Here is a 20,006-nt window from a genome sequence, read left to right on the forward strand (position 1 = left end):
CAATCTCACTGAACTACCTGTCGGCTCGCCCAGACCAGACCGCGATGGGTCATTGTGTACACCGCCGGATCCCACAGGTCCTCGGTGCGGTGCCCGATCGCGGAGAAGAAGATCCTTCCCCCGCCCCAGTTCCTCGTCCACGCCACCGGCATCGTCGCGGGCCCGTCCGGCGGCCCGAACTCGGTGGTGGCCAGGACCGTGTTCAGCGAATCGCTGAGCATCCAGTACTGCTCCGTGTGCACCGTGAAGTCCGGCAGCCCCGCGACGATCGGATGATCCGCGTGCTCCCGGTTGATCCGGACCTCGTAGTCCAGGAATCCGTCCGGGTGGTGCAGGAACACGCCGCCCACCATGCGCAGGTACTCCGGGCTGTCCTGGAACGTGGCGACCACGCCGCCGTGCCAGCCGGCGAAGCCGGTGCCTTTGCGGACCGCTGTCACCAGCCCGTCGCACTGCTCCGGCGTCAGCTTGCCCATCGACCAGCACTGCACGATCAGGTCGGTGGCGCGCAGCCGTTCCGCGTCCGTGTAGACGTCCAGATCCTCGGCGACCGCCACCTCGAAGCCGGTGTCGGTGAGCCCGGATCGGAACATCTCCGTGGCCTCGACCGGGTTGTGCCCCTCCCAGCCGCCGCGGACGATCAGCGCCCGCCTCACCGGCGGGCCGCCCAGTCCGGAATGGACAGCGGCGTGCGCTGCACACCGATCCACTGGCGCTTGGTGAAGCCCGGCATCTGGTTCTCCGCGCCGTGCCGGGCGTGCGCGTCGTTCACGTGCACCTCGCCGGCCTGGAGCTTTTCGGCGACATCCATGCCGCGGATGAGGTCCCGGGAGAAGACGGAGTTCATCAGCATCGGGTAGCCGTTGGTGAGGGCGATCGCCTCGTCCTCGGTGTCCACGACGGTCACCGGCACCACCGGGCCGAAGATCTCCTCGCTGAACGCCGGCATGTCCGGCGTGACGTCGGTGAGCACGGTCGGCCGGTAGAACAGGCCGTCGTACTCGGCGCCGGTGAGCACCGTGGCGCCCATGTCGATCGACGGCTGCACGATCTTCTGGTGCACCCGGTCGCGCTGCCGGTCGCTGATCAGCGGGCCGAGGTCGGTGACCGGGTCCATCGGGTCGCCGACCTTGAGGTTGGCGGCCCGCGCGACCAGCGCGTCCAGGTAGGCGTCGGCGACCGCGCGCTGCACGATGTGCCGGCTGGCGCTGATGCAGGTCTGGCCCTGGAACTCGTACGAGGCGATCATCGCGCAGGACGCGGCCAGCTCCACGTCGGCGTCGTCGAGCACGACGAACGCGTTGCTGCCGCCCAGTTCCAGCCGGATCGGCCGCAGGTCGACGGCGGCCGCGGCGGCGATCTCCAGGCCCACCTCGCGGGAGCCGGTGAAGTCCATCAGGTCCAGGCCGCGGTGCTCGGCCAGCGGCTTGCCGGCGTCCAGGCCGTCGCCGGTGACGACGTTGAACACGCCGGGCGGGAAGCCGGCCGCGTGGGCGGCCTGGGCCAGCGCGAGGCCGCCGATGAACGGCGTCAGCTCGGCCGGCTTGAGCACGACGGTGTTGCCGAAGGCCAGCGCCGGCGCGACGGCCCGCATGGCCAGGTTCATCGGGTAGTTCCACGGCGTGATCAGCCCGACCACGCCCAGCGGCACCGCCCGGGACAGCGACAGCTTGCCCGCCTTGTACGGCTGGAGGATGTCGCCGGCGGTCTGCGTCGCCTGGACCGCGGAGATGGCCAGCTGCCGGATGCTGGTGCCGACCTCGTCCTCGGCCTTGTAGCGGACGCCGCCGGTCTCGCGCATGGACTGCTCGACGAGGTCGTCGAAGTTGGTCTGGAGGTAGTCGGCGAACGCGCGCAGGTAGGCGGCGCGGCCGGCGCCGGAGAGCGCGGCCCAGGCCGGCTGCGCCGCGCGGGCGGCGGCCACGGCGCTGTCGATGTCGGCGCCGCCGCCCAGGGCATACGTGCCGATCTGCGCGCCGGTCGCCTTCTCGAACACCGGCGCGGTTCTCCCGGACTCGGCCGGGCAGAAGGATCCACCGAGGTAGAGCTGGCCGTCCGCGACTTTATCCATGTCTTAAGGTAAGTCGCGGATGAACAAGGGGTCAAGAGGCTGTTTCGGGGCCCGCACGAGCCCCGGATCAGCTGTTCGCGCTCACCCGCCGTTGGTGAGGAACCGCACCACCGGCAGCGTGGCGGCGCCCAGCGCGACCGCCTCGGGCCCGAGTTGGCCCAGCTCGATGCGGGTGCGGTCGCGCAGGTAGGCCAGCGAGTGCCGGCGCGCCGACTCCCGCACCGCGTCCAGAATCGTGTGCCCGATGGACAGGCTCACCCAGCCCGACAGCACCACGCAGTCCGGCGTCACCAGATTGGTCAGGTTCGCGATGCCGATGCCCAGGTATTCGGCGGTGCTGGCCAGCGTGTCCGCCGCCGGCCCGCCCAACTCGGCGCGGTCGGCCAGCTCCCGCATCCGGGACTCGGTGTCCGTCGCCGTGAACGGCTCGCTGCCGGCCAGCGCCAGGTAGCGGTCCAGGATGCCCTCGGCCCCGATGTAGGCCTCCAGGCAGCCGCGCGACCCGCACCGGCAGGCCAGCCCGCCCGCGTGCACGACGGTGTGGCCCCACTCCGTGGTCGAGCTGGAGACGCCCTCCTGCGAGTCGGACTCCACCGCCATCGCCGCGCCGACACCCACGCCGAGCAGCGCGATCACCGCCCGGGTGGCGCCCCGGCCGGCGCCCCGCCACATCTCGGCCTGGCCCAGCGTGCGGGCGCAGTTGTCGACGTAGAGGGGAGCGCTCACGCTGTCGGCGAGCATCTTGGCCAGCGGCACGCCCTGCCAGCCGAAGGTCGGCGCGTGCACCAGCCCGTCGCTCTCCACCGCGCCCGGCACGCCCACGCCGATGCCCATCACCGACACCGGGTTGGCGCTGACCTCGGCGATGCCGGCCAGGATCAGCTCCGCGACGTGCGTGGGATCCAGGTTGCCGGCGATCGGGTAGGTCGCGGTGGCCACCGTGTTCAGCGTGCAGTCGAACAGGCCGACCTCGATGTGCGTCTCGCCGATGTCCACGCCGATCACGTGCCCGTAGTCCCGCCGGATCTGGAGCACGGTGCGCGGCCGACCGCCCTCGGACTCGGCCGAGCCGGCCTCCTCGACCACGCCGTCCGCGATCAGGTCGGAGATCACGTTGCTGACCGTCGACGAGCTCAGGCCGGACTGGTCGACGAGTTCGAGCCTGCTGCCCCGGCCCTGGAGATACAGCCGCGACAGCAGCGCCGACCGGTTGCGTCGGCGCAGCTCACGGGTGGTCTGTTTCGCTGCCACAGTGGGATCTTGCCAAACATCCGCCCACTAGCGTCCAACCTGCACCTGTTGGGCGCAATCGAACGACCGGTGGCGACCGGAATGCGGGAGAGTGGACACGTGGCGACGCGCGAGCAGATCGGCGAGGGCTTCGGCCGCGCGCTGCGCACCCGCCGGGAGGCGCTGGGCTGGTCGTTGACCGAGCTCGCGGCCGTGGTCCGCTACGACAAGTCGCTGCTGTCCCGGCTGGAGAACGGCCACCGCAAGCCGACCGAGCAGCATGCACGTGCATTGGACAGTGCACTCCAGGCCGACGGTCATCTGATCACTCTGGCCCTGCGGGCTCTGCCGCGGCCGCCGGCGCAACTGCCGGCCGCGCCGGCCCGGTTCGTCGGCCGGGATCTCGAGTTGGCCGGGCTGGCTCGGGCGGTGCGCGAGTTCGCCGCGGGCGGCGGCCCGATCGTCGTGACGATCGACGGCCCGCCCGGGGCCGGCAAGACCGCGCTGGCCCTGCGCTTCGCGCATTCCATCGCCCACGACTACCCCGGCGGCCAGCTCTACACCGACCTGCGGGGGCACTCGGTGCACGACCCGGCCGAGCCCGCCGACGTGCTGGAGGAGCTGCTCACCTCGCTCGGCGTGGACGGCGACAGCCTGCCGGCGCGGCTGGAGCAGCGCGCCAGCCTGCTGCGGTCGGCGCTGGCCCCGACCCGCACGCTGCTCGTGCTGGACAACGCGTCCGATTCGGACCAGTTGCAGCACCTGTTGCCCGGGGCCGGCAACTGCGCGGTGATCGTCACCAGTCGGGACCGGCTGTCCGGGCTCGCCATGCGTACGGGGGCCGCTCGGATCACCCTCGCGCCGATGCCCGAGGAGGAGTCGGTACGGCTGCTGTCGACGATCATCGGCGGCCGCGCGCCGGCGGACCCCTCGGCGCTGGCCGAGCTGGCCCGTCGCTGCGGACACCTGCCGCTGGCGCTGCGGATCGCCGCGGAGCGCGTGGTCGGGGACCTGGAGGTGGACGAGGACTCCCGGCTGGACTTCCTGGACGTCGCCGACGCCACGCCGGTGCGGACGATCATCTCCTGGTCGTACGGGCGGTTGGATCCCGACACCGCCCGGATGTTCCGGCTGCTGGGGCTGCACCAGGGGCCGTACCTGAGCGTGTCGGCCGCCGCCGCGCTCGCCGGCGTGCGGCAGGGGGCCGCGCGGCGGGCGTTGGACCGGCTGGCCGGGGCGCACCTGATCCACAACCCCCGGCGCGGGCACTGGCGGTTCCACGACCTCGTCGCCGACTACGCCGCGGAGCTAGCGCTCTCGGATGCCGAGGCGCCGTTGGCGGCGGCACGGCTGGCCAGTTGGTACCTGCACGGGTATTCCGCCGCCGGCAAGGTGATCGCGCCGTACCGGGACAACCCGCTGCGGGTGGCTTCGGTGCTGCCGGACGTGGAGCCGGTGTCTTTCGGCTCAGAACGGGAGGCCGTCGACTGGTGCAAGGCGGAGCTGCCCAACGTGCTGCCGGTGCTGCGGCTGGCGCTTCGGTACGGGGAGCGCGAGGCCGCCTGGCACCTGCCGCTGGAGCTGTGGAGCTACCTGCTGTTGGCCAAGCCGTGGGGCGTGTGGGTCGCCAGCCACCAACTCGCGTTGGAGGCGTGTGTGGGCGACGACTACGCCCACGGGTGGATCGCCACCAACCTCGCCGAGGCGTATCGGCGGATGGGGGATCTGGCGCGGGCAGGGGACTTCTACGCGTTGGGCCGCTCGTTGCGGGAGCGCTGCGGCGACCGGCCCGGGCTGGCGTGGTCGCTGGCCGGCTCCGCGCTGCTGGCGATCGACCTCGGCGAGATCGCCCAGGCGCGTGACTACTCCGAGGCGGCGGTGGAGTTGTTCGCGGAGACCGCCAACTCCGAGGGGCAGGCGCTGCTGCTGGGCGTGCTCGGCGACATGCAGGACGCCCTCGGCGACCACCGCGCGGCGCTGTCGGCGTTCGGCGAGGCCGTCCAGCTGATGACCGCCCTCGGCAGCCTGCAGGGCATCGCCCAGATGCTCACCCGCTCCGCCGAGGTGCACCAGGCTCTCGGCTCGTACGACGAGGCCCTCGCCGGCTTCGTCGCCGCCACCAACGCCGCCCGCCAGGTCGGTGACTCCGTCGCCGAGGTGGCGTCGTTGAGCTCCTACGCCCAACTCCTGGCCGACGTCGGCCGCCCTGACGAGGCCCGCCAGGCGTGGACCCAGGCCCTGGTCATCCTCGAATCCCGCGGCGAGGACGAAGCCACCCAAGCCGCCCTCCTCCGCGCCAAACTCAACCCCCGCGAGTCGCGCTCACAGCCAGAACGAATGTAGGCGGACGGCCGAAAATCGGGTGGCCCGCGAGCGCGCCATGAGTACGGTCGGGAGGTGCCCGAGCTGACGCAGCTGGATGCCGGCCACGCCCCGGCGATCCTGGCCTTCGAGCTGGCGAACCGCGCCTACTTCGCCGCCACGATCTCCGACCGCGGTGACGAGTACTTCGAACAGTTCGCCGACTGGCACAGCGCCCTGCTGGCCGACCAGGAAGCCGGCATCGCCGCCTTCTACGTGCTCGTGGCCGAGGACGGCTCGGTTCTCGGCCGGTTCAACCTGTACCGCTTCGAGGACGGCACCGCCGAACTCGGCTACCGGGTCGCGCAGCACGTTGCCGGCCACGGCGTGGCGACCGCAACCGTCCGGGAACTGTGCGGGCTGGCGGCGGCGCGGCACGGGCTGCGGACGCTCCGCGCGGCCACCTCACGCGGGAATGCCGCGTCCCGGCGGGTATTGGCCAAGGCCGGCTTCGTCCCGGTCGGTCCGGCCGACCCCGCCGATCTGGGCGGCAAGCCGGGCACCTGGTACCAGCGCGACCTACCACTCCTCCAGTAACCCCCGCGAGCCCCGCCCAGCGTCACACCGAAGTACGTTGCCGCGCAGATCAGAACGCCGCCACCTGGCCGTTGTTGTCCCGTAGCGGCGGCAGCACCGCCGCGGCCAGGTCCTCGCCGATGAACCGCCAGGTCAGCGCCGTGTTCCTGCGGTCGCCGGTCTGCTCGACGGCCATCCGCAGCGCCCGCGGCTGCCCCACCAGCACCACCATCTTCTTCGCCCGGGTGATCGCCGTGTACAGCAGATTCCGCCGCAGCAACAACATTCCGGCACTGGTGCTCAGCGGCACGACGACGTACGGGTACTCGGACCCCTGCGACCGGTGCACGGTGATCGCGTACCCGTGAGCCAACTCCTCCAGCTCGTCGAAGTCGTACTCGACGGCCTCGCCGTCCTCGAGGGTGATCTCCAGCAGCCGGTCCTCGAGGGACAGACCCGTCACGGTGCCGGCGGTGCCGTTGAAAACGCCGTTCCTGCCCTTGTCGTAGTTGTTCCGGACCGGCATCACGCGGTCGCCGACACGGAACGCGCGGTCGTCCGACCAGTACTGGGGATCGCCCTCCCGGTGCGGATTGAGGACGTCCTGGAGCAACCGTCCGATGTGGAGCGCGCCGACCTCCCGCGCCCGGCCGGGGCACAGCACCTGCACCTTGCCCGGTTCGATGCCGTACGCCGCGGGCAGCCGGCGGGTGGCGATGTCGACCACCGTCTCGGCGATGTCCTTGGCGTCCTCGGCCGGCACGAACCAGAACTCCGGATTGTTGACGGGAACGATGCCCTCCCGCACGCTCACCGCGTTCGCGGTGATGCCGCTGCCGTCGCCCTGCCGGTACACGCGGCTCAGATGCGTGCGCGGAATGTCCGGCACGTCGAGGAGATCCCGCAGCACCGACCCCGGCCCGACGCTCGGCAGCTGGTCCACGTCGCCGACGAGCAGCAGGTGCGCGCCGGCGGGGATCTTGTCCACCAGGGCGTCCGCGAGCCCGACGTCGAGCATCGAGCTCTCGTCCACGACGATCAGGTCCGCCTGCATCGGATCGTGCACGTCGAACAGGCCGCCGTCCTCGTCCTCCGGCTCGGCGTTCCGGCCCAGCATCCGGTGCACGGTCATCGCCGGCATGCCGGTCAGCTCGGACAACCGCCGCGCGGCGCGGCCGGTGGGCGCGGCGAGGGTGACCTTCGCGCCGACGGACTTCGCGGTGCGGGCGATGTGCCGCACCGTGAAGCTCTTGCCGCAGCCAGGGCCGCCGGTGAGGATCGAGACGGTGTTCGTCAGGGCCATCCGCAGTGCCTGACGCTGCGTGTCGTCGAGCTCGGGGCTGTCGAGCTTCGGCTTGCCCGGCAACGAGGACGGCGTGCCCAGCAGGCGCATCACGTTGTCCGCCAACATGGTCTCCTGCTGGTGCAGGTGCGCGCTGAAGACCACGTCCCGGCTGCCGATCCGCTCCTGGACGACCTTCTTCCTGCGCCGCAACGCATGCAGCGCCGCGCGGATCAGCTCCTCGTCCTGTTCCACCATGGCCGTGGTGTGCGTGAGCACCTCGACCACCGGCAGGAAGCAGTGACCGCCCATGGACCGGGCCGTCTGCAACGTGTGCAGCACCGCCGCCTGCATGCGTTCCGGGCTCTGCTCGGGGATGCCGGCCGCCAAGGCGATCGTGTCGGCGGTGGCGAAGCCGATGCCCCAGACCTCCTCGACCAGCCGATACGGCTCGTTGCGGACCACGTGCAGGGACTGCTCGCCCAGCTTGCGGTGGATGCGCACGGCCAGCGCCGGGCTGACGCCCACGCCCTGGAGGAACACCATCACCTCGCGGACCGCGCGCTGGTCGGCCCAGGCCGAGATGATCTTCGCCAGCCGCTCCCGGCCGATCTGGTGCACCTCCAGCAGGCGCTTCGGCTCGCGGTCGATCACGTCCAGCGTGTCCGCGCCGAAGGTGTCGACGATGGCGTCGGCGAGCTTGCGGCCGATGCCCCGCACCAGGCCCGAGCCCAGGTAGCGGCGGATCGCGTGCACCGTCGCCGGCAGGATCCGCTCGCACTCGTCGACCCGCAGCGTGCCGCTCTTGGACCACTCGCCGCCCACCCGGACCGTCTCGCCGGGCTGGAGGCCGTGCAGCACCGTGCCGCCGATCTTGGTCTCGCTGCGCTCGCCGGTGGTCAGGACCGCGACCGTGTAGCCGTCCGCCCCGACGTACACGAGACGGTCGACCACACCCTCCGCGACGGCCATGCACCGATCGTAGTCGTCAACATTGGTTGACGGCCCGATTTTCGTCAACTACGGTTGACGGCATGACCGACGTGAACGACCTCGCCGCCGCCGCCAGCGGCGCGGATGTGCGCACCGGCCTGCGGGCGGCGCTCGCGCTGCGCCGGCTGGCAGAGACGCTGGAGGCGTTGCAAGTCGGCAACGCGCGGCGGCAGGACTGGTCGTGGCAGGAGATCGCCGACGCGCTCGAGGTGACCAAGCAGGCCGTGCACAAGAAGTACGCCAATCGTCAGGAGGGGTGATGTTCGAGAAGTTCAGCAAGCCGGCGCGCGACGTCGTCGTGCACGCGCGGCAGGAGGCGCAGGACCAGGGGCATCGACATGTCGGCACCGAGCACCTGCTGCTCGGCCTGGTGTGGCAGCCCGGCGGCGCCCACGACGCCCTGGTCGCGGCGGGTCTGACCCGCGCCCGCGTGGCCGAGGCCATCGCGGCCGGCACGATGCTCGGCTCCGTCGACGCCGCTGCCCTCAAGACCGTCGGGATCGACCTGGACGCGGTGCTTTCCCGTATCACCGAGACCTTCGGCTCCGACGCCCTGCAGCGGGCCATGCCCGGACGGCGACGCGGGCGGGTCGGCGTCACGCCGCGGGTGAAGAAGGTGCTGGCGCTCGCCCTGCGCGAGGCCATTCACCTGGGCAGCAACACCATCGGCACCGAGCACATCCTGCTCGGCATCCTCCGTGACGGCGACGGTCGCGCCGCGCGGATCCTGTCCGACGCCGGCATCTCCGCCGACGAGCTGCGCCGCGCCGTCGTCGACGGTCTCGGAAAGGCCGCCTAACCCTGCCGGGTTCTGTCAGGGTTTACCGGCACCGTGGCCGGTATGAACGATCTCAAGGGCAAGGTTGCGCTGGTGGCGGGCGGGACCCGGGGCGCCAGCCGGGCGATCGCGGTCGAACTCGGCCGGCACGGAGCCCATGTCTACGTCACGGGTCGGACCACCCGCACGCAGCGGTCCGAAGTGGACCGTGCGGAGACCATCGAGGACACCGTCGATCTCGTCGCCGCGGCGGGAGGTTCGGGCGTTGCCGTCCAGGTGGACCACCTGGAGCCGGCACAGGTTGAGGCGCTCGCCAGCCGTATCGACGCCGAACGGGGCCGTCTCGACATCCTGGTCGACGGCCTGTGGGGCGGCGATTCGCTGATGGAGTGGGCCAAGCCGGTGTGGGAGCACTCCCTGCCGGACAGCCTGCGGATGATCCGGCTCGGCGTGGACGCGCACGTGATCACCAGCCATTTCCTGCTGCCGCTGATGATTCGTCGACCCGGTGGGCTCGTCGTCGAGATGACCGACGGCACCGCCGAGTACAACGCCGTGTACCGCGAGGGCACCACCCTCGCGTTCTACCTGGCCAAGACCGCCGCGCACTACCTGGCGATCGGCCAGGCCGCCGAGATGAAGTCCTTCGGCTGCACCGCCGTCGCGCTGACCCCGGGCTACCTGCGGTCCGAGGCGATGCTCGACGCGTACCACGTCACCGAGTCGAACTGGCGGGACGCGCTCGTCCGGGAGCCGTACTTCGACATCTCCGAGTCGCCGGCCTATGTCGGACGAGGTGTCGCCGCGCTGGCCGCCGACCCCGAGCGGGCGCGTTTCGCCGGGCAGACGCTGAACAGCGGGCAGTTGGCGCGGGAGTACGGGTTGACGGATGTCGACGGCAGCCGGCCGGATGCGTGGCGCTACATGGTCGAGGTGCACGGCGCGGGCAAGCCCGCCGATGCCACCGGCTACCGGTGACGCTCAGCCATTCTCTTCGCCATTTCCCGGAAAGCGTCCCGCACTTTCGTCGGCTTGATCACCTCTACCTCGTCACCCAAGCCGATCAACTGGTGCGCGGCGATGGTCGGCTCCTCCATCTCCACCGTGACCCGGGTCCAGCCGTCCGCTTCCTTCTCCGCCTGTTCCAACGCCTTCGCCGCCGCGTCGTCGAGAATCGCCGGCAGGGCCCGCACTCCCAGCGGGCTCAGCCGGATCTCGACCGGCACCGTCCGCAGCGACTGCTCGAACTGCGCCGACGAGTTCTCCCACCAGGCCAGGAGGTTGAAGTCCGCCGGCCGTTCGAAGCCTTCCGCCGTCTCCTCGACGGCGTCGATCCTCGCCACCCGGTACGTGCGGCGATCGCTGTCGACCTCCGCGACCAGGTACCAGACGCCCGCCTTGAGCACGAGCCCCAGCGGCCGCAGCGTTCGCCGCACCGTCTTGCCCTGCCGGCCGTAGGCGATCTCGATGCACCGCTGCTCCCACAGCGCCTTCGCGATCACCGCCAGGTGCTCCGTGTCGTCCGCCTGTCGGAACCAGCCCGGGGCGTCGAGGTGAAACCGCTGCGCCAGGCCCTGCGCTTGCTCCCGCAGGGCCGGCGGCAGCGTCGCCCGGAGCTTCGCGTGCGCCGCCGACATCGCCGTGCCCAGGCCCAGTTCCGCCAACGCCTGCGGCACGCCCATCGCGAACAGCGTCACCGCTTCCCGTGACGTCAGGCCGTCCAGGTGGGTCCGCCACCCGTCCACCAGCCGCACGCCCCCGTGCCGCCCCGGCTCCGTCCATAGTGGAACTCCGGCCTCCCGCAGCGCCGCGATGTCCCGGTGCATCGTCCGCTCCGAGACCCCCAGCGCCGCCGCCAGTTCCGGCACCGTCGCGCTCCGCTTTCCGTACAAGGTGAACAGCAGCGCCACCAGCCGCTCCGCGCGCATCGGGCCAGGCTACGCCGTCCGGGTCAGCGGCCGTCGGCCGCGATCTCCCCGCATCGCGCCGCCGGTCGCATCGCCGACGTGGCGCCGGTCGGCGGAATCGACTGGCCGTTGCGCCGGGGTGAGCCCCTTATATTAGGGATTCGCGCGCTTCTTGATTATCCGCGGCCTGCATATCGGCCACTCCGAACGGTCGATTGACCAGCCCTTCGATTGCTGCACCCGGGTGGCATCCTCGTCGTAGTGTGCGGACCTCGGTTACATCAATACCAACACTGTCTCGATACGGACAGCTGCGGGCAGAGGGAGGTGACTGGCGATTCCCGGCTCACAATACCCACTCCAGGCAGGCAGATGCACGTGCAGGCGCACGGCACGGGTGGCGATGCCGACATGCGGTCGCCTGGCCGCGACTGTCGCAGGCGCCTGCGGGTGCGCAGGGAGAGGAGTCTGGCGCGATGTTGCGGGGATTCATTGCGTGGTTCGAGAGTTACCTCTCCAGGACCGGGGTCGTGGGGCTGACGAAAGGCGCGCTGGGAATTCTGGCGTTCGGTGGCGCGCTGAGCGCCGTTGTGGGTGATAGCTCGGCCAAAGCTGGCGCCGTCGTTGCCGTACTCGCCGCGACACTTGGCCTGATTCTGCTTCTTGTGGCCAGCCGGTCTGAATGGCAACGTCGTAGTCAGGTTCGAGATCGTCTGCTCGTTCGGTATCTGGAAACGCTGGATCAAGACTATTGTGGCGGATGGCGGTTGACCAGGTGGATTGAGAAACACGTTATCGAAGGCAATGGTGATTCGACGGTATTCGTCACGGTGCATGCCGTGGTCACGCGTGAGGTTCTGCACTTCTACCGCTTCCAGATGGGGGCGGGTTGGAATCAGCCGGTGCAAGCCCGTAAGGGGATCGCGGTGCAGGTTCGCAGCCTCATGCTCGACGGTATCGGAGGAGCGAGGTGTGACCTGACGGAGCACTGGCGAGACGACGGAAAATTGGAAGTATGGGTGCATTTTCCGTCGCCCGTGCATCGCGGCAACGAGTTTCGGATTTTCATCGAGACCTGGTGGCCCGGCCGATCGAAACCGCTCGTGAAAGACCGTGTCCCTGACGAGTTCTGCGTTGTTGTGAAGCCGCCCCTCGAGGCGTTCGAGTACACGATCGTCTTGCCGCAGGACGAGGAGGCGTTCTGCGACCCGATCGGGTTCAGGGCGGATAATCCGGACTTCCTGCTGGTTGCCCAGTCAAACGGCTCGGGGCGTCAAGAAGTCCGACTGGCCGGCAGGGACGTGTCGCTTGCCGGGAGGGTGGGCGTGCGGCTCGATCTGAAGAAAAAAGTGCTCCCCTAGACTGTGGGAGCACTTTCTCGGTGAGACGTGAACGCTACTTGCCCTGGCTGTTTCCGTTCGATTCGCCGCCGTTGCGGTCTGACATCTCCGTTCCCCCCTTCCTGATGAAAGACAATCGCGTCGCCGGAGCGGCGCAATACATCAGTTGTCGACGAAGGGGAACGGCTCGGCATGTCACACGGGTGTCGCGGGCGTAGCGGACGTCCGAAGCGTCCAAGCCGCGTGGAGACAATGACCGTAAGCCGCTACCGTGTCGCGCAGTGTCACGACTGGAGGCCGCACAGGGCGAACCGGGCCTAATCGGGCGAACGTGGCAGCGTGGCTGTGAGTACAGGGCCTTGTCTCTTACCGTGCGTCATCGAATGTTGTACTGGTTGGTATCCACGCGCGGGTCGGGCGAGGTGCCCGACCTAGGTCGCGTCACGAGGGCGTTATCCGCTTGATCTGGTAGTAGCCTCTGTCGTTACCTATGAGGGGCGGATCGGTGACGTTGTGAGTCCTGGGGTGTGCGACCCGCTTCGTAAGCCCCCTCGGTGACGGTGCGGCCCTCGTGCGGCAGCTTGGCCGTGCAGACCCGCCGCAATGCTCAGTACGACGAGACTGCATCGGTTGGACGTCGGTATCCACTGCTGTGCGGAGATTAGTATCACAACACCGTTCGGGTGCGCGCCACCGGCTCTCTCGCTTGTCTGGTTCGCCTGCGCGAGGTCTACCGCGCACAGCTTGATTTCAGATGTAAGGTATTGGGCTCGCCGCGGGCCTGGATAGAGGCCGGCCATCTGGCCCTCTTCCAGGTCGATGCCGGCCGGGTGGACATGCTCGTCGTCGAGAGCGGTGACGTCGGCACTTCGAGCGGTTCGTCGACGTGGTGCCCAGGCTGGTCGACGGCGGCGACCCTGCCCGACGACGCGGGGCTGACCGCCCGGCAGGTCGTGGACATCCTCGGCCATGCGCGGCCGTCGATGACCCAGGACGTCCACACGGGCCGCGGTTCGACTATCACAGTCGAACCCTGCAATGTGGGCCGCCTGGATGCCTACCACTACGTGCAGGACTATGGCGGCATCGCCATGGTGGAGCACGGCGGACATCCATGCATCGGCGCCCTGCGCGACGCCTTGCACAACTTGTCGCCGTCGGGGGCGGGCGTGTGCGGATCTAGCCGGGTCCGGCCGCCGGTGTGGCGCCGTGTCCTGGTGCGGGCTGGTGCGACGTCGGGTGTGCTGCATCAGGTGATCCCGGTGGTCATGGACTGGGACGACGAGCCGGTTGGTGATGGATTCGTCGAAATCCTCGAAGCCGCCCTCGTCGGATTCTCCGTTCGTCCAGCCTGCTCCGAGGTCGCTGCTGGGCGGTACGGGCCGCGCGGATCACCGTGATCGTCCTCTGCTTGTATGTTGGCCAGTTTCTGTCGAAGAAATGCCCTTGGGCAGGTTTCATCAGCTGGGGCAGCCCCTGAAACCGCGAAGCGAGGTACAGCAGGCTGTACCTCGCTTCGAGCAGCTGTCAGCTGTTGAGGGAGACCAGACGCTTCTGCGCGGCGGACAGGTTCGGCTTCGGCGCGGCAGGGCTGGCTGGTTCGGTGGCGTGGGTGGTCTGTTTCGTGGTCGAGCGTGTCTGGGTGATGGTGCCTGGCTTGTTCGGTTGGGGCTTGGGCGGGACCGGTTCGGTGGCGCGGGTGGTCTGCCTGGTCGGTGGCTTGTTCGGTTGGGGCTCGGTCGCGCGGGTGCTCTGCTTGGTGGTCGAGCGTGTCGGGGTGGCCGTGGTTGGCTTGCTGGGTTGGGGTTCTGTCGTGCGGGTGGTCTGCTTGGTGGTCACCGACTGCTTCTTGTTCGGGTTGAGGCTGCCGCATTCGCCGGCACTGGCGTTCTTGGTGCACAGCGCGTAGGTCTGCTGGGCCGCGGCTTGCTTGCTGGTGGATCCGGCGACCGGTCGGCTCTGCGGCGTGCCGGAGTTCAACCCCCAGCAGGATTTGGTGCTGGTCTTGACACACTCCGCGGCCAGGTAGGTCTTTTGGCCGGTGACCGGCCCGGTGTCGGTTGTCTGCTTGGCACTGGGATTGAGGCTGGCGCACGCGCTGGGACCAGCGTTCTTGACACACAGCGCGTAGCTGCGCTGAGCACTGGCTTGCTTGCTCATGGACGGCTGCGCGGGATGGGCGGCGCAGTAGGCGTTGTCGTGGCCGCTGCTGGCCGCCTGGGAGCAGGCGAGGTCGTGCTGGACGGTGCCCAGGTCGGCGGTGCCAAAGGTGCCGGTCGCCCCATTGCTGTTCTTGTCCATCAACCTGACGGTCTGCGGGCTGGGCTGGTAGTCGGTGACCTTCTTGCCCTGGAAGGTCATGGCGGTGGCCGCGGTGTGGATGCGCTTGACGTAGTCGTCGCGGTTTTCGCCGGGCAGGGGTGGTAACTGCGCCAGCGCGGTGAGGTAGTTCTGCTCGAACTGGTTCTGCTTGTTCTTGAGGGCGTCCAGCGCGGCCTTGGCGCCGATCGTGGTGAACTGGCTTTTGACGTAGTTCACGGTGGCCTGGTTGCCGTAGACGGCGTAGCTCTTGCCGTCTGGGGACAGGACGATGTGGTAGCCCTCGGCCTGCAGCTGCTTGGCCGCGGCCTGGGTGGCCACGCTGTTGGCGTAGTTGGCGAAGTCGGTCTGGTTGCCGCCGCTGAGTGACGTCTGCAGGCCGGCGATGATCCGGTTCTGCACGTCGGTGGCGCGCAGCGTGTTGTTGCCGTCTAGACCGGTGACGAAGTCGGAGGCGGTGTTCGCGGCCGGAGTGATCCGGTAGCCGTTCTTGGCGGCCATCCGCACCGCGGACATGCCACCGTTGATCGCGGTGAGGGTCTGGTTTTGCATCTGGTTGACCAGGGCGGTGTAGTTCTGGTCCCAGCTCTGGTTCGGGTCGGCGGTGAAGGTGGACATCACCTTGGCGCCCGTGTTGGCGTAGAGGCTCGCCGCGCTGAGTGACCCCTGGTACTGCGCCGCCGCCTGGTCGTGGGCGGCCGGGGTGAGCAGGTTCGGATCGACGCCGTTGTCGACCAGGCCCAGTTTCAGGTTCCGCGCCATCTGTTCGCCGAGGGCGGGATTGTCCACGGCGGCCTGCCGGTCGGCGGCGGTGATACCGAACGTATCGCCCCACGCCCTGAGCAACGCCTGATCCTGCCGCATCTGCTGGGCCAAGGCCAGCGCGTCGGCCCGCACCGAGGGATCGACCGAGCTCTCCAGCACGGGTGCGTGCGTCTGGTTGAACAGGATCAGGTCCCGGCTTTGCAGCGCGTCCACCTTCGCCTGCTGGTTGGTAGAGCCCTGGGCGTAATCCAGCACCGGCGCGGTACCCGGGGCGATCTGGAAGTTCCAGTTGGTGTTGCCGTTGGCGTTGCCACCGCCGTTGTAGTAGTAGTCCATCGCCAACTGGTCGACATATGCCTGGCGCTGGTAGCTGTCCTGCCACTGGCCGGCGCAGGAATCGGCAGCGGCCGCGCTACCGGCGGTCAGGCAGGACCGGGCGAAGTCCACGGCCTGCGGGTTGCCGGCGAGCTGGTCTGCGGTCTGCGGGTTGGTGGCGAGTTGGCGGACGACGGCGGTGTCAGTGACCCCGCTGTTGTCGCCCGTGCTCTTGTCGGCGATTCCGGAGGCGAAGTTCGGGTCGTCCGCGCCGGCGACCAGCAGATTCATTTCACGGACCGCGTTCGCGTACGCGGTGGGGTCGACCGCTTGGGCGCGGGCTTGCGCCTGCACCGCCGGATCGATACCGCCGTTCGTGGTGATCTGCTTGTCCGTCCAAGGGTTCTGCGGGTCGTTGTTTCCCTGGATGATCGACTGCGCGGCCATCGCACCGAGGCTTTCCCCGATGCCGTTCAGGCCCTCGCCGGCGGACTCGACGAATCCGGGATCCCCTTCGTACCGAGGAACGGAGACATTGTGCTCCCCCGGGAGGCCGAGTTCGCCGCCGCCCTGATCGGCCGGCGTGATCTCCCCGCCGGTGCCGGCCGGGTCCACTGTGGACGCTGGTTGCTTGATGTCGCCCTGGACACCTTGGTCGCCGAACTCGTTGGTCCGAACGTTGACCGAGCCGCTGGCACTGGCGTCGGTGCCCGCCTGATCGGTGTTGGGTTGGTTGGCCGAGCCTGTGTTCGTGGTGCCGGTGTAGCCATGGTCGTAGGGCGGGTACGAAGTGGTGTCGTCGGTGATTCCGGAGTGAAGGGAATCGACCTGCGTGGACTGGTCCGGGGTCGTGGTCGCTGCCGTGCCGGTGTCCGCGGCGTTCGCCGGGCCGGTGTAGCCGCGTGCGTAGGCAGAGGCCACCGGGTCCGTTCCGCTCCTGGTGCTCGTCTGCGGCGTCCGGTCTTGCTGGACGGGCTGCCCGGGGGCTGTTCCGTACAGCTGCTGGCCGAGGGCATATGCCTGGTCGACCAGCGCCGGCAGGTTTGGGTCGTCCTTCGGGGTGGACGCGATCCGCTGGTCCAGCTGATCGAGCTGGGTCCGCACCGTGGACTGGTCCGTTCCACCGCTGGCACCGATGTCCTGAACCCCGTTCCGGACAGTGCTCTGAACGATGCCGTCGACTTCCTGACCGATCAGGCTCGGGTCGACATGCTGCGTCAGCAGCTTCGCCACCTGGTCGGCGACGGCGTCGACGGCGTCCGTGGTGGCGCCGGTCGTGACCAGCTTGGCGGCCAGGTCTCGCAGTCCGGGATCGGCCTTGTCCAGGATCGCGGTCGTGTCCATCGGCTCCGCGCTGGTCGGAGCGCCCGTCGCCGGCGTGTCCACATGGCTGCCACCAGCGTTGTCCACCGCGATCCGTTGCGCCTGCGACTGGCTCTGCTCGATCGCTGCCCGCACGCGTTGCCGCAGCTGGTAGGCGATCTCGTCGGCCTGACGCTGGGCAGCTTGTTCGGGCGTGACCTGCGCCGGCTGGTATCCCTGCGCGTAGGCGGAGCCGACTGGGTCCGCCGTGTTCGCCAGCGGAGTCTGTTCCTGCGCGGCCGGCTGACTCTGTTCGGCTTGCTGGCTCTGGTCAGCCGGCTGCCTTTGCGCGGCTGGCTGGCGTTGGCCGGCCGGCTCCGGTTGCGGTGACTGAACCTTCTGGTCGGTCCGGATCGCGCCGACCGGCGCATTCATCTTCTGTTGGGCCCCTTGTGCTGTCGTGCTGGTCGCACTGTCACCGGCGGCGACCGTGTTCCTCCATTGCCGGGTCGCCGGCTTCAGCGCGGCCAATTGCTGCTTCTCACCGGCCGACAACGAGTCCGGTGACTGGCGGGCCAGGCGCAGGAGGTTGTTGAACCCGCTCTTGTTGTTCACCAGGTTGAGTAGCCGTTCACGTTCCGGTCCCGGTGCCATGGCTGCGGCCGCCTGCCGGACGGCGAGGTCGACGTAGCCGCCGAGCGTCTTGTGGTACCCCAACACCCGGGCCGCGCCGGCGTCGCCCATGGTCGCTGCCGCATTGTCCTCCTGCACGGCTTGGTCCAGGTAGCGCGGCAGCGGCGTGCGGTCGACCAGCCAGTTGAGATACGCGTCAGCAGCCTCCGCCCTGGCCATGTTCGCCGGCCAGCCGCGTTGGGCCGCAACGACATCGGACTGCTGCTTGCGCAGCTGCTGCCCGAGCGCGATGGCGTAGCGCTGCACTGTCATGCGGTCGGCGGCGGCGAGGGGTGCACCCTGCGTGAGCTTGGCCCTGACCGCCGCGACCTGCGCGTCGAGCTTCACGCCCGTTGACTTCAAGCCCAGTTCCGGGTTGTCCGCCAACCCCAGCAGATAGTCGATCTGCTGTGCCTCGGCCGCCGTCGTCGGGCCGTCCTCCTGCCGCTGCCCCAGGACGGACAGCGCGTCCCGCACCCCGGCCGACGCCTGCCGCAACGCCGGCAGTTTCGCGCCGAGCTCGGCGTAGCCGGTCAGGACCTGTGGGGTGATCACCTCGTTGGACAGGACCTCGCGGGTGTTTCCCTCGCGGTCGAACTCGATGATCCGCGCCGGCTTCGTCCTGTCGGTCGAGGAGTGCTCCATGAGATAGCCGTGCGTGAACGGGGTGCTGCGCAGATAGAGCACGTCGCCGGCGGAAATGGTGTCGCCGTGCGGGTAGCCGTAGGGGTGGGTGTGCACGACGACGTAGGAACCCTCGGGGGCGGTCAGCCCGGTCGGGCCGCCGCGCAGCAACTGCACCGTGCCGAACCGGCCCTCGCCGGGGTTGAACGCGATGCCGAACTCGCCGCTCTGCCCGGACACCATCTCGTCGAACAGCCGCTGTAACAATCCCTGCCATTCGTCCCAGGTCAGATGCACGCTGTCGGTGATCTCGGCGCGCGACACCGGGGTGGCCGAGTCGAAGATGCCGGTGTCGCCCAGCTGCCAGGACTTGACCACGGTGGCCGCCTGGTTGTTCTGCGCGTCGTTGAAGTCGATCGAGGCCGGCTGGACGTCGTCCGGCGGCAGCAACGGGAGTTCGTCGCCGACCGCGCGCTGGGCCGCCGTCAGCTGCTGGGTTACCCGGTTCTGCGGGGTGGGAGGGTCGCCGTCGGTGTTGGGCGGCAGGCCGAGATGCGGCCCGGCCGGATCGGTTGGCGCGGGGTCGGACCGACCGGGCAGCGGCTTGATCAGTGTGCCGTTCTCGGCTTTGCGGATGGCGTCGTCGATCTGCGCTATCCGCTGCTGTGAATTCTTGCTGGCGACCCCGTACTGCGGTCGGCTGGGCAGATTCTTGTAGTAATCGAGCGCCTCCGGCGCGATCTTGACGGCCAGCTCGTGCCAGGCGTTGAGCAGCGCGTCCAGCTTCGTCGGGTTCGGCGTGCCGTCCGGGTTTCGCCAGCCCATGCCGGTCACCGCGTTGACCTCGGCGGCGCGTGGCGGAGTCACCTGCCTGGCCTGGCTCCCACGGGACCTTTCGTTGTTGTACGGCCCGGGCAGGTGGTCGTAGAGGTACTGCTCGATGCTCTCGGCACCGGCCTGGGAGTTCACCAGAATGGCGAACGCCTCGAGTCGCGTTTCCCGGCGTTGGGCAACGGGAATGTCCTTGCCCTCGCGTTGGTCGAATGTCGTGACGCCGTTGTGGTAGCGGCCGTCCAAACCCTTGCGGGTTTCGCCGAACTTGAGGAATTCCCCCGTGTCGCGGTCGAACAGCAGGTACAGCGCGGTCATGCCATTGGCGTAGTCATCGCCATGGACCCAGGTACGCGGATCGACCGGCTTTCGTTGCTTCCGCGGCGCCGGCGACGCATAGGCGGCTGGTCCACTCTGCGGGAACACATCCAGCACGCCAGCACCGAGCGTCGCCACCACCAGAGCGCCCGCGGTCAAGCGCAGCCAACCCGAGCTGTGACGCGTGCGCCGCCGACCGGCCCCGCTGGCGACCGGCCCTCCGATCACCACGGCAATACCCATGATGATCAGGCTGGTACCCACGGTGACAAGCAAAGACGCGCTCATCACTGTGCCTTCCTTCTGGCCCGCGCAGCGGAGCCGGCGGTCATTGCGGGAACCCGGGCAGGGAGGTGCACACGGCAGTGGCCACGAGAACAGC

At 69.3% G+C, this 20,006-nt stretch carries 13 protein-coding genes; 7 read left to right on the plus strand and 6 right to left on the minus strand.

What is annotated here, in order from left to right; all coding sequences use genetic code 11:
- Positions 1–5: 5 nt before the first annotated feature.
- The 3 genes from BCF44_RS00875 to BCF44_RS00885 all read right to left on the minus strand — a co-directional run bounded on the left by BCF44_RS00875 (position 6) and on the right by BCF44_RS00885 (position 3,322).
- A complete protein-coding gene (locus tag BCF44_RS00875) occupies positions 6–656 on the minus strand; it encodes a ThuA domain-containing protein (RefSeq protein ID WP_246014759.1) in 651 nt (216 codons plus the stop codon).
- Complete coding sequence (locus tag BCF44_RS00880) at positions 653–2,071, minus strand: aldehyde dehydrogenase family protein (RefSeq protein ID WP_116172138.1); 1,419 nt, start codon at positions 2,069–2,071, stop codon at positions 653–655. Before BCF44_RS00880 ends, BCF44_RS00875 begins: the two co-directional genes overlap by 4 nt.
- Positions 2,072–2,152: 81 nt before the next feature.
- Positions 2,153–3,322, minus strand: coding sequence for an ROK family transcriptional regulator (locus BCF44_RS00885; RefSeq protein WP_116172139.1), 1,170 nt, complete (start codon positions 3,320–3,322; stop codon positions 2,153–2,155).
- Positions 3,323–3,421: 99 nt separating this feature from the next.
- Here BCF44_RS00885 and BCF44_RS00890 point away from each other — a divergent pair, with 99 nt between their 5' ends.
- Together BCF44_RS00890 and BCF44_RS00895 are read left to right on the plus strand one after the other, a co-directional pair.
- Positions 3,422–5,644, plus strand: a complete 2,223-nt coding sequence (locus tag BCF44_RS00890; protein WP_170217280.1) for an ATP-binding protein — start codon at positions 3,422–3,424, stop codon at positions 5,642–5,644.
- Between the two features lie 54 nt (positions 5,645–5,698).
- Positions 5,699–6,199: a GNAT family N-acetyltransferase gene (locus BCF44_RS00895; RefSeq protein WP_116172141.1), complete on the plus strand. Its 501-nt coding sequence runs from the start codon at positions 5,699–5,701 to the stop codon at positions 6,197–6,199.
- A 49-nt stretch (positions 6,200–6,248) separates the two neighbouring features.
- Here BCF44_RS00895 and recD2 read toward each other — a convergent pair whose 3' ends face one another.
- Positions 6,249–8,432 carry an SF1B family DNA helicase RecD2 gene (gene recD2, locus BCF44_RS00900; protein ID WP_116172142.1) on the minus strand — a complete coding sequence of 728 codons (2,184 nt, stop codon included), beginning with the start codon at positions 8,430–8,432 and terminating at the stop codon, positions 6,249–6,251.
- A 62-nt stretch (positions 8,433–8,494) separates the two neighbouring features.
- On the opposite strand from recD2, the gene BCF44_RS00905 reads away from it, so the two are divergent.
- Genes BCF44_RS00905 through BCF44_RS00915 form a run of 3 tightly spaced genes read left to right on the plus strand, consistent with a single transcriptional unit; the run spans position 8,495 to position 10,209 of the window.
- Complete coding sequence (locus BCF44_RS00905) at positions 8,495–8,713, plus strand: RNA polymerase subunit sigma-70 (protein ID WP_116172143.1); 219 nt, start codon at positions 8,495–8,497, stop codon at positions 8,711–8,713.
- The gene (locus BCF44_RS00910) at positions 8,713–9,252 is read left to right on the plus strand and encodes a Clp protease N-terminal domain-containing protein (RefSeq protein ID WP_116172144.1); all 540 of its coding nucleotides are present in this window, start codon (positions 8,713–8,715) and stop codon (positions 9,250–9,252) included. The genes BCF44_RS00905 and BCF44_RS00910 overlap by 1 nt, the downstream gene beginning before the upstream one ends.
- A gap of 42 nt (positions 9,253–9,294) precedes the next feature.
- A complete protein-coding gene (locus tag BCF44_RS00915; RefSeq protein WP_116172145.1) occupies positions 9,295–10,209 on the plus strand; it encodes an SDR family oxidoreductase in 915 nt (304 codons plus the stop codon).
- On the opposite strand, the gene BCF44_RS00920 is transcribed toward BCF44_RS00915, so the two are convergent.
- The gene (locus BCF44_RS00920) at positions 10,200–11,159 is read right to left on the minus strand and encodes a helix-turn-helix transcriptional regulator (RefSeq protein WP_116172146.1); all 960 of its coding nucleotides are present in this window, start codon (positions 11,157–11,159) and stop codon (positions 10,200–10,202) included. The two genes, BCF44_RS00915 and BCF44_RS00920, sit on opposite strands and share 10 nt — an antisense overlap.
- Before the next feature lie 455 nt (positions 11,160–11,614).
- On the opposite strand from BCF44_RS00920, the gene BCF44_RS00925 reads away from it, so the two are divergent.
- Positions 11,615–12,499 (plus strand): hypothetical protein, encoded by an 885-nt coding sequence (locus tag BCF44_RS00925; protein WP_116172147.1) that lies wholly within the window; start codon positions 11,615–11,617, stop codon positions 12,497–12,499.
- 662 nt (positions 12,500–13,161) lie between these two features.
- Complete coding sequence (locus BCF44_RS59100) at positions 13,162–13,878, plus strand: plasmid pRiA4b ORF-3 family protein (RefSeq protein WP_147328343.1); 717 nt, start codon at positions 13,162–13,164, stop codon at positions 13,876–13,878.
- A 127-nt stretch (positions 13,879–14,005) separates the two neighbouring features.
- Here BCF44_RS59100 and BCF44_RS00935 read toward each other — a convergent pair whose 3' ends face one another.
- Complete coding sequence (locus BCF44_RS00935; RefSeq protein ID WP_147328344.1) at positions 14,006–19,912, minus strand: hypothetical protein; 5,907 nt, start codon at positions 19,910–19,912, stop codon at positions 14,006–14,008.
- Positions 19,913–20,006 lie beyond the last annotated feature (94 nt).

It is taken from the genome of Kutzneria buriramensis, assembly GCF_003387475.1.
Lineage (GTDB): Bacteria > Actinomycetota > Actinomycetes > Mycobacteriales > Pseudonocardiaceae > Kutzneria > Kutzneria buriramensis.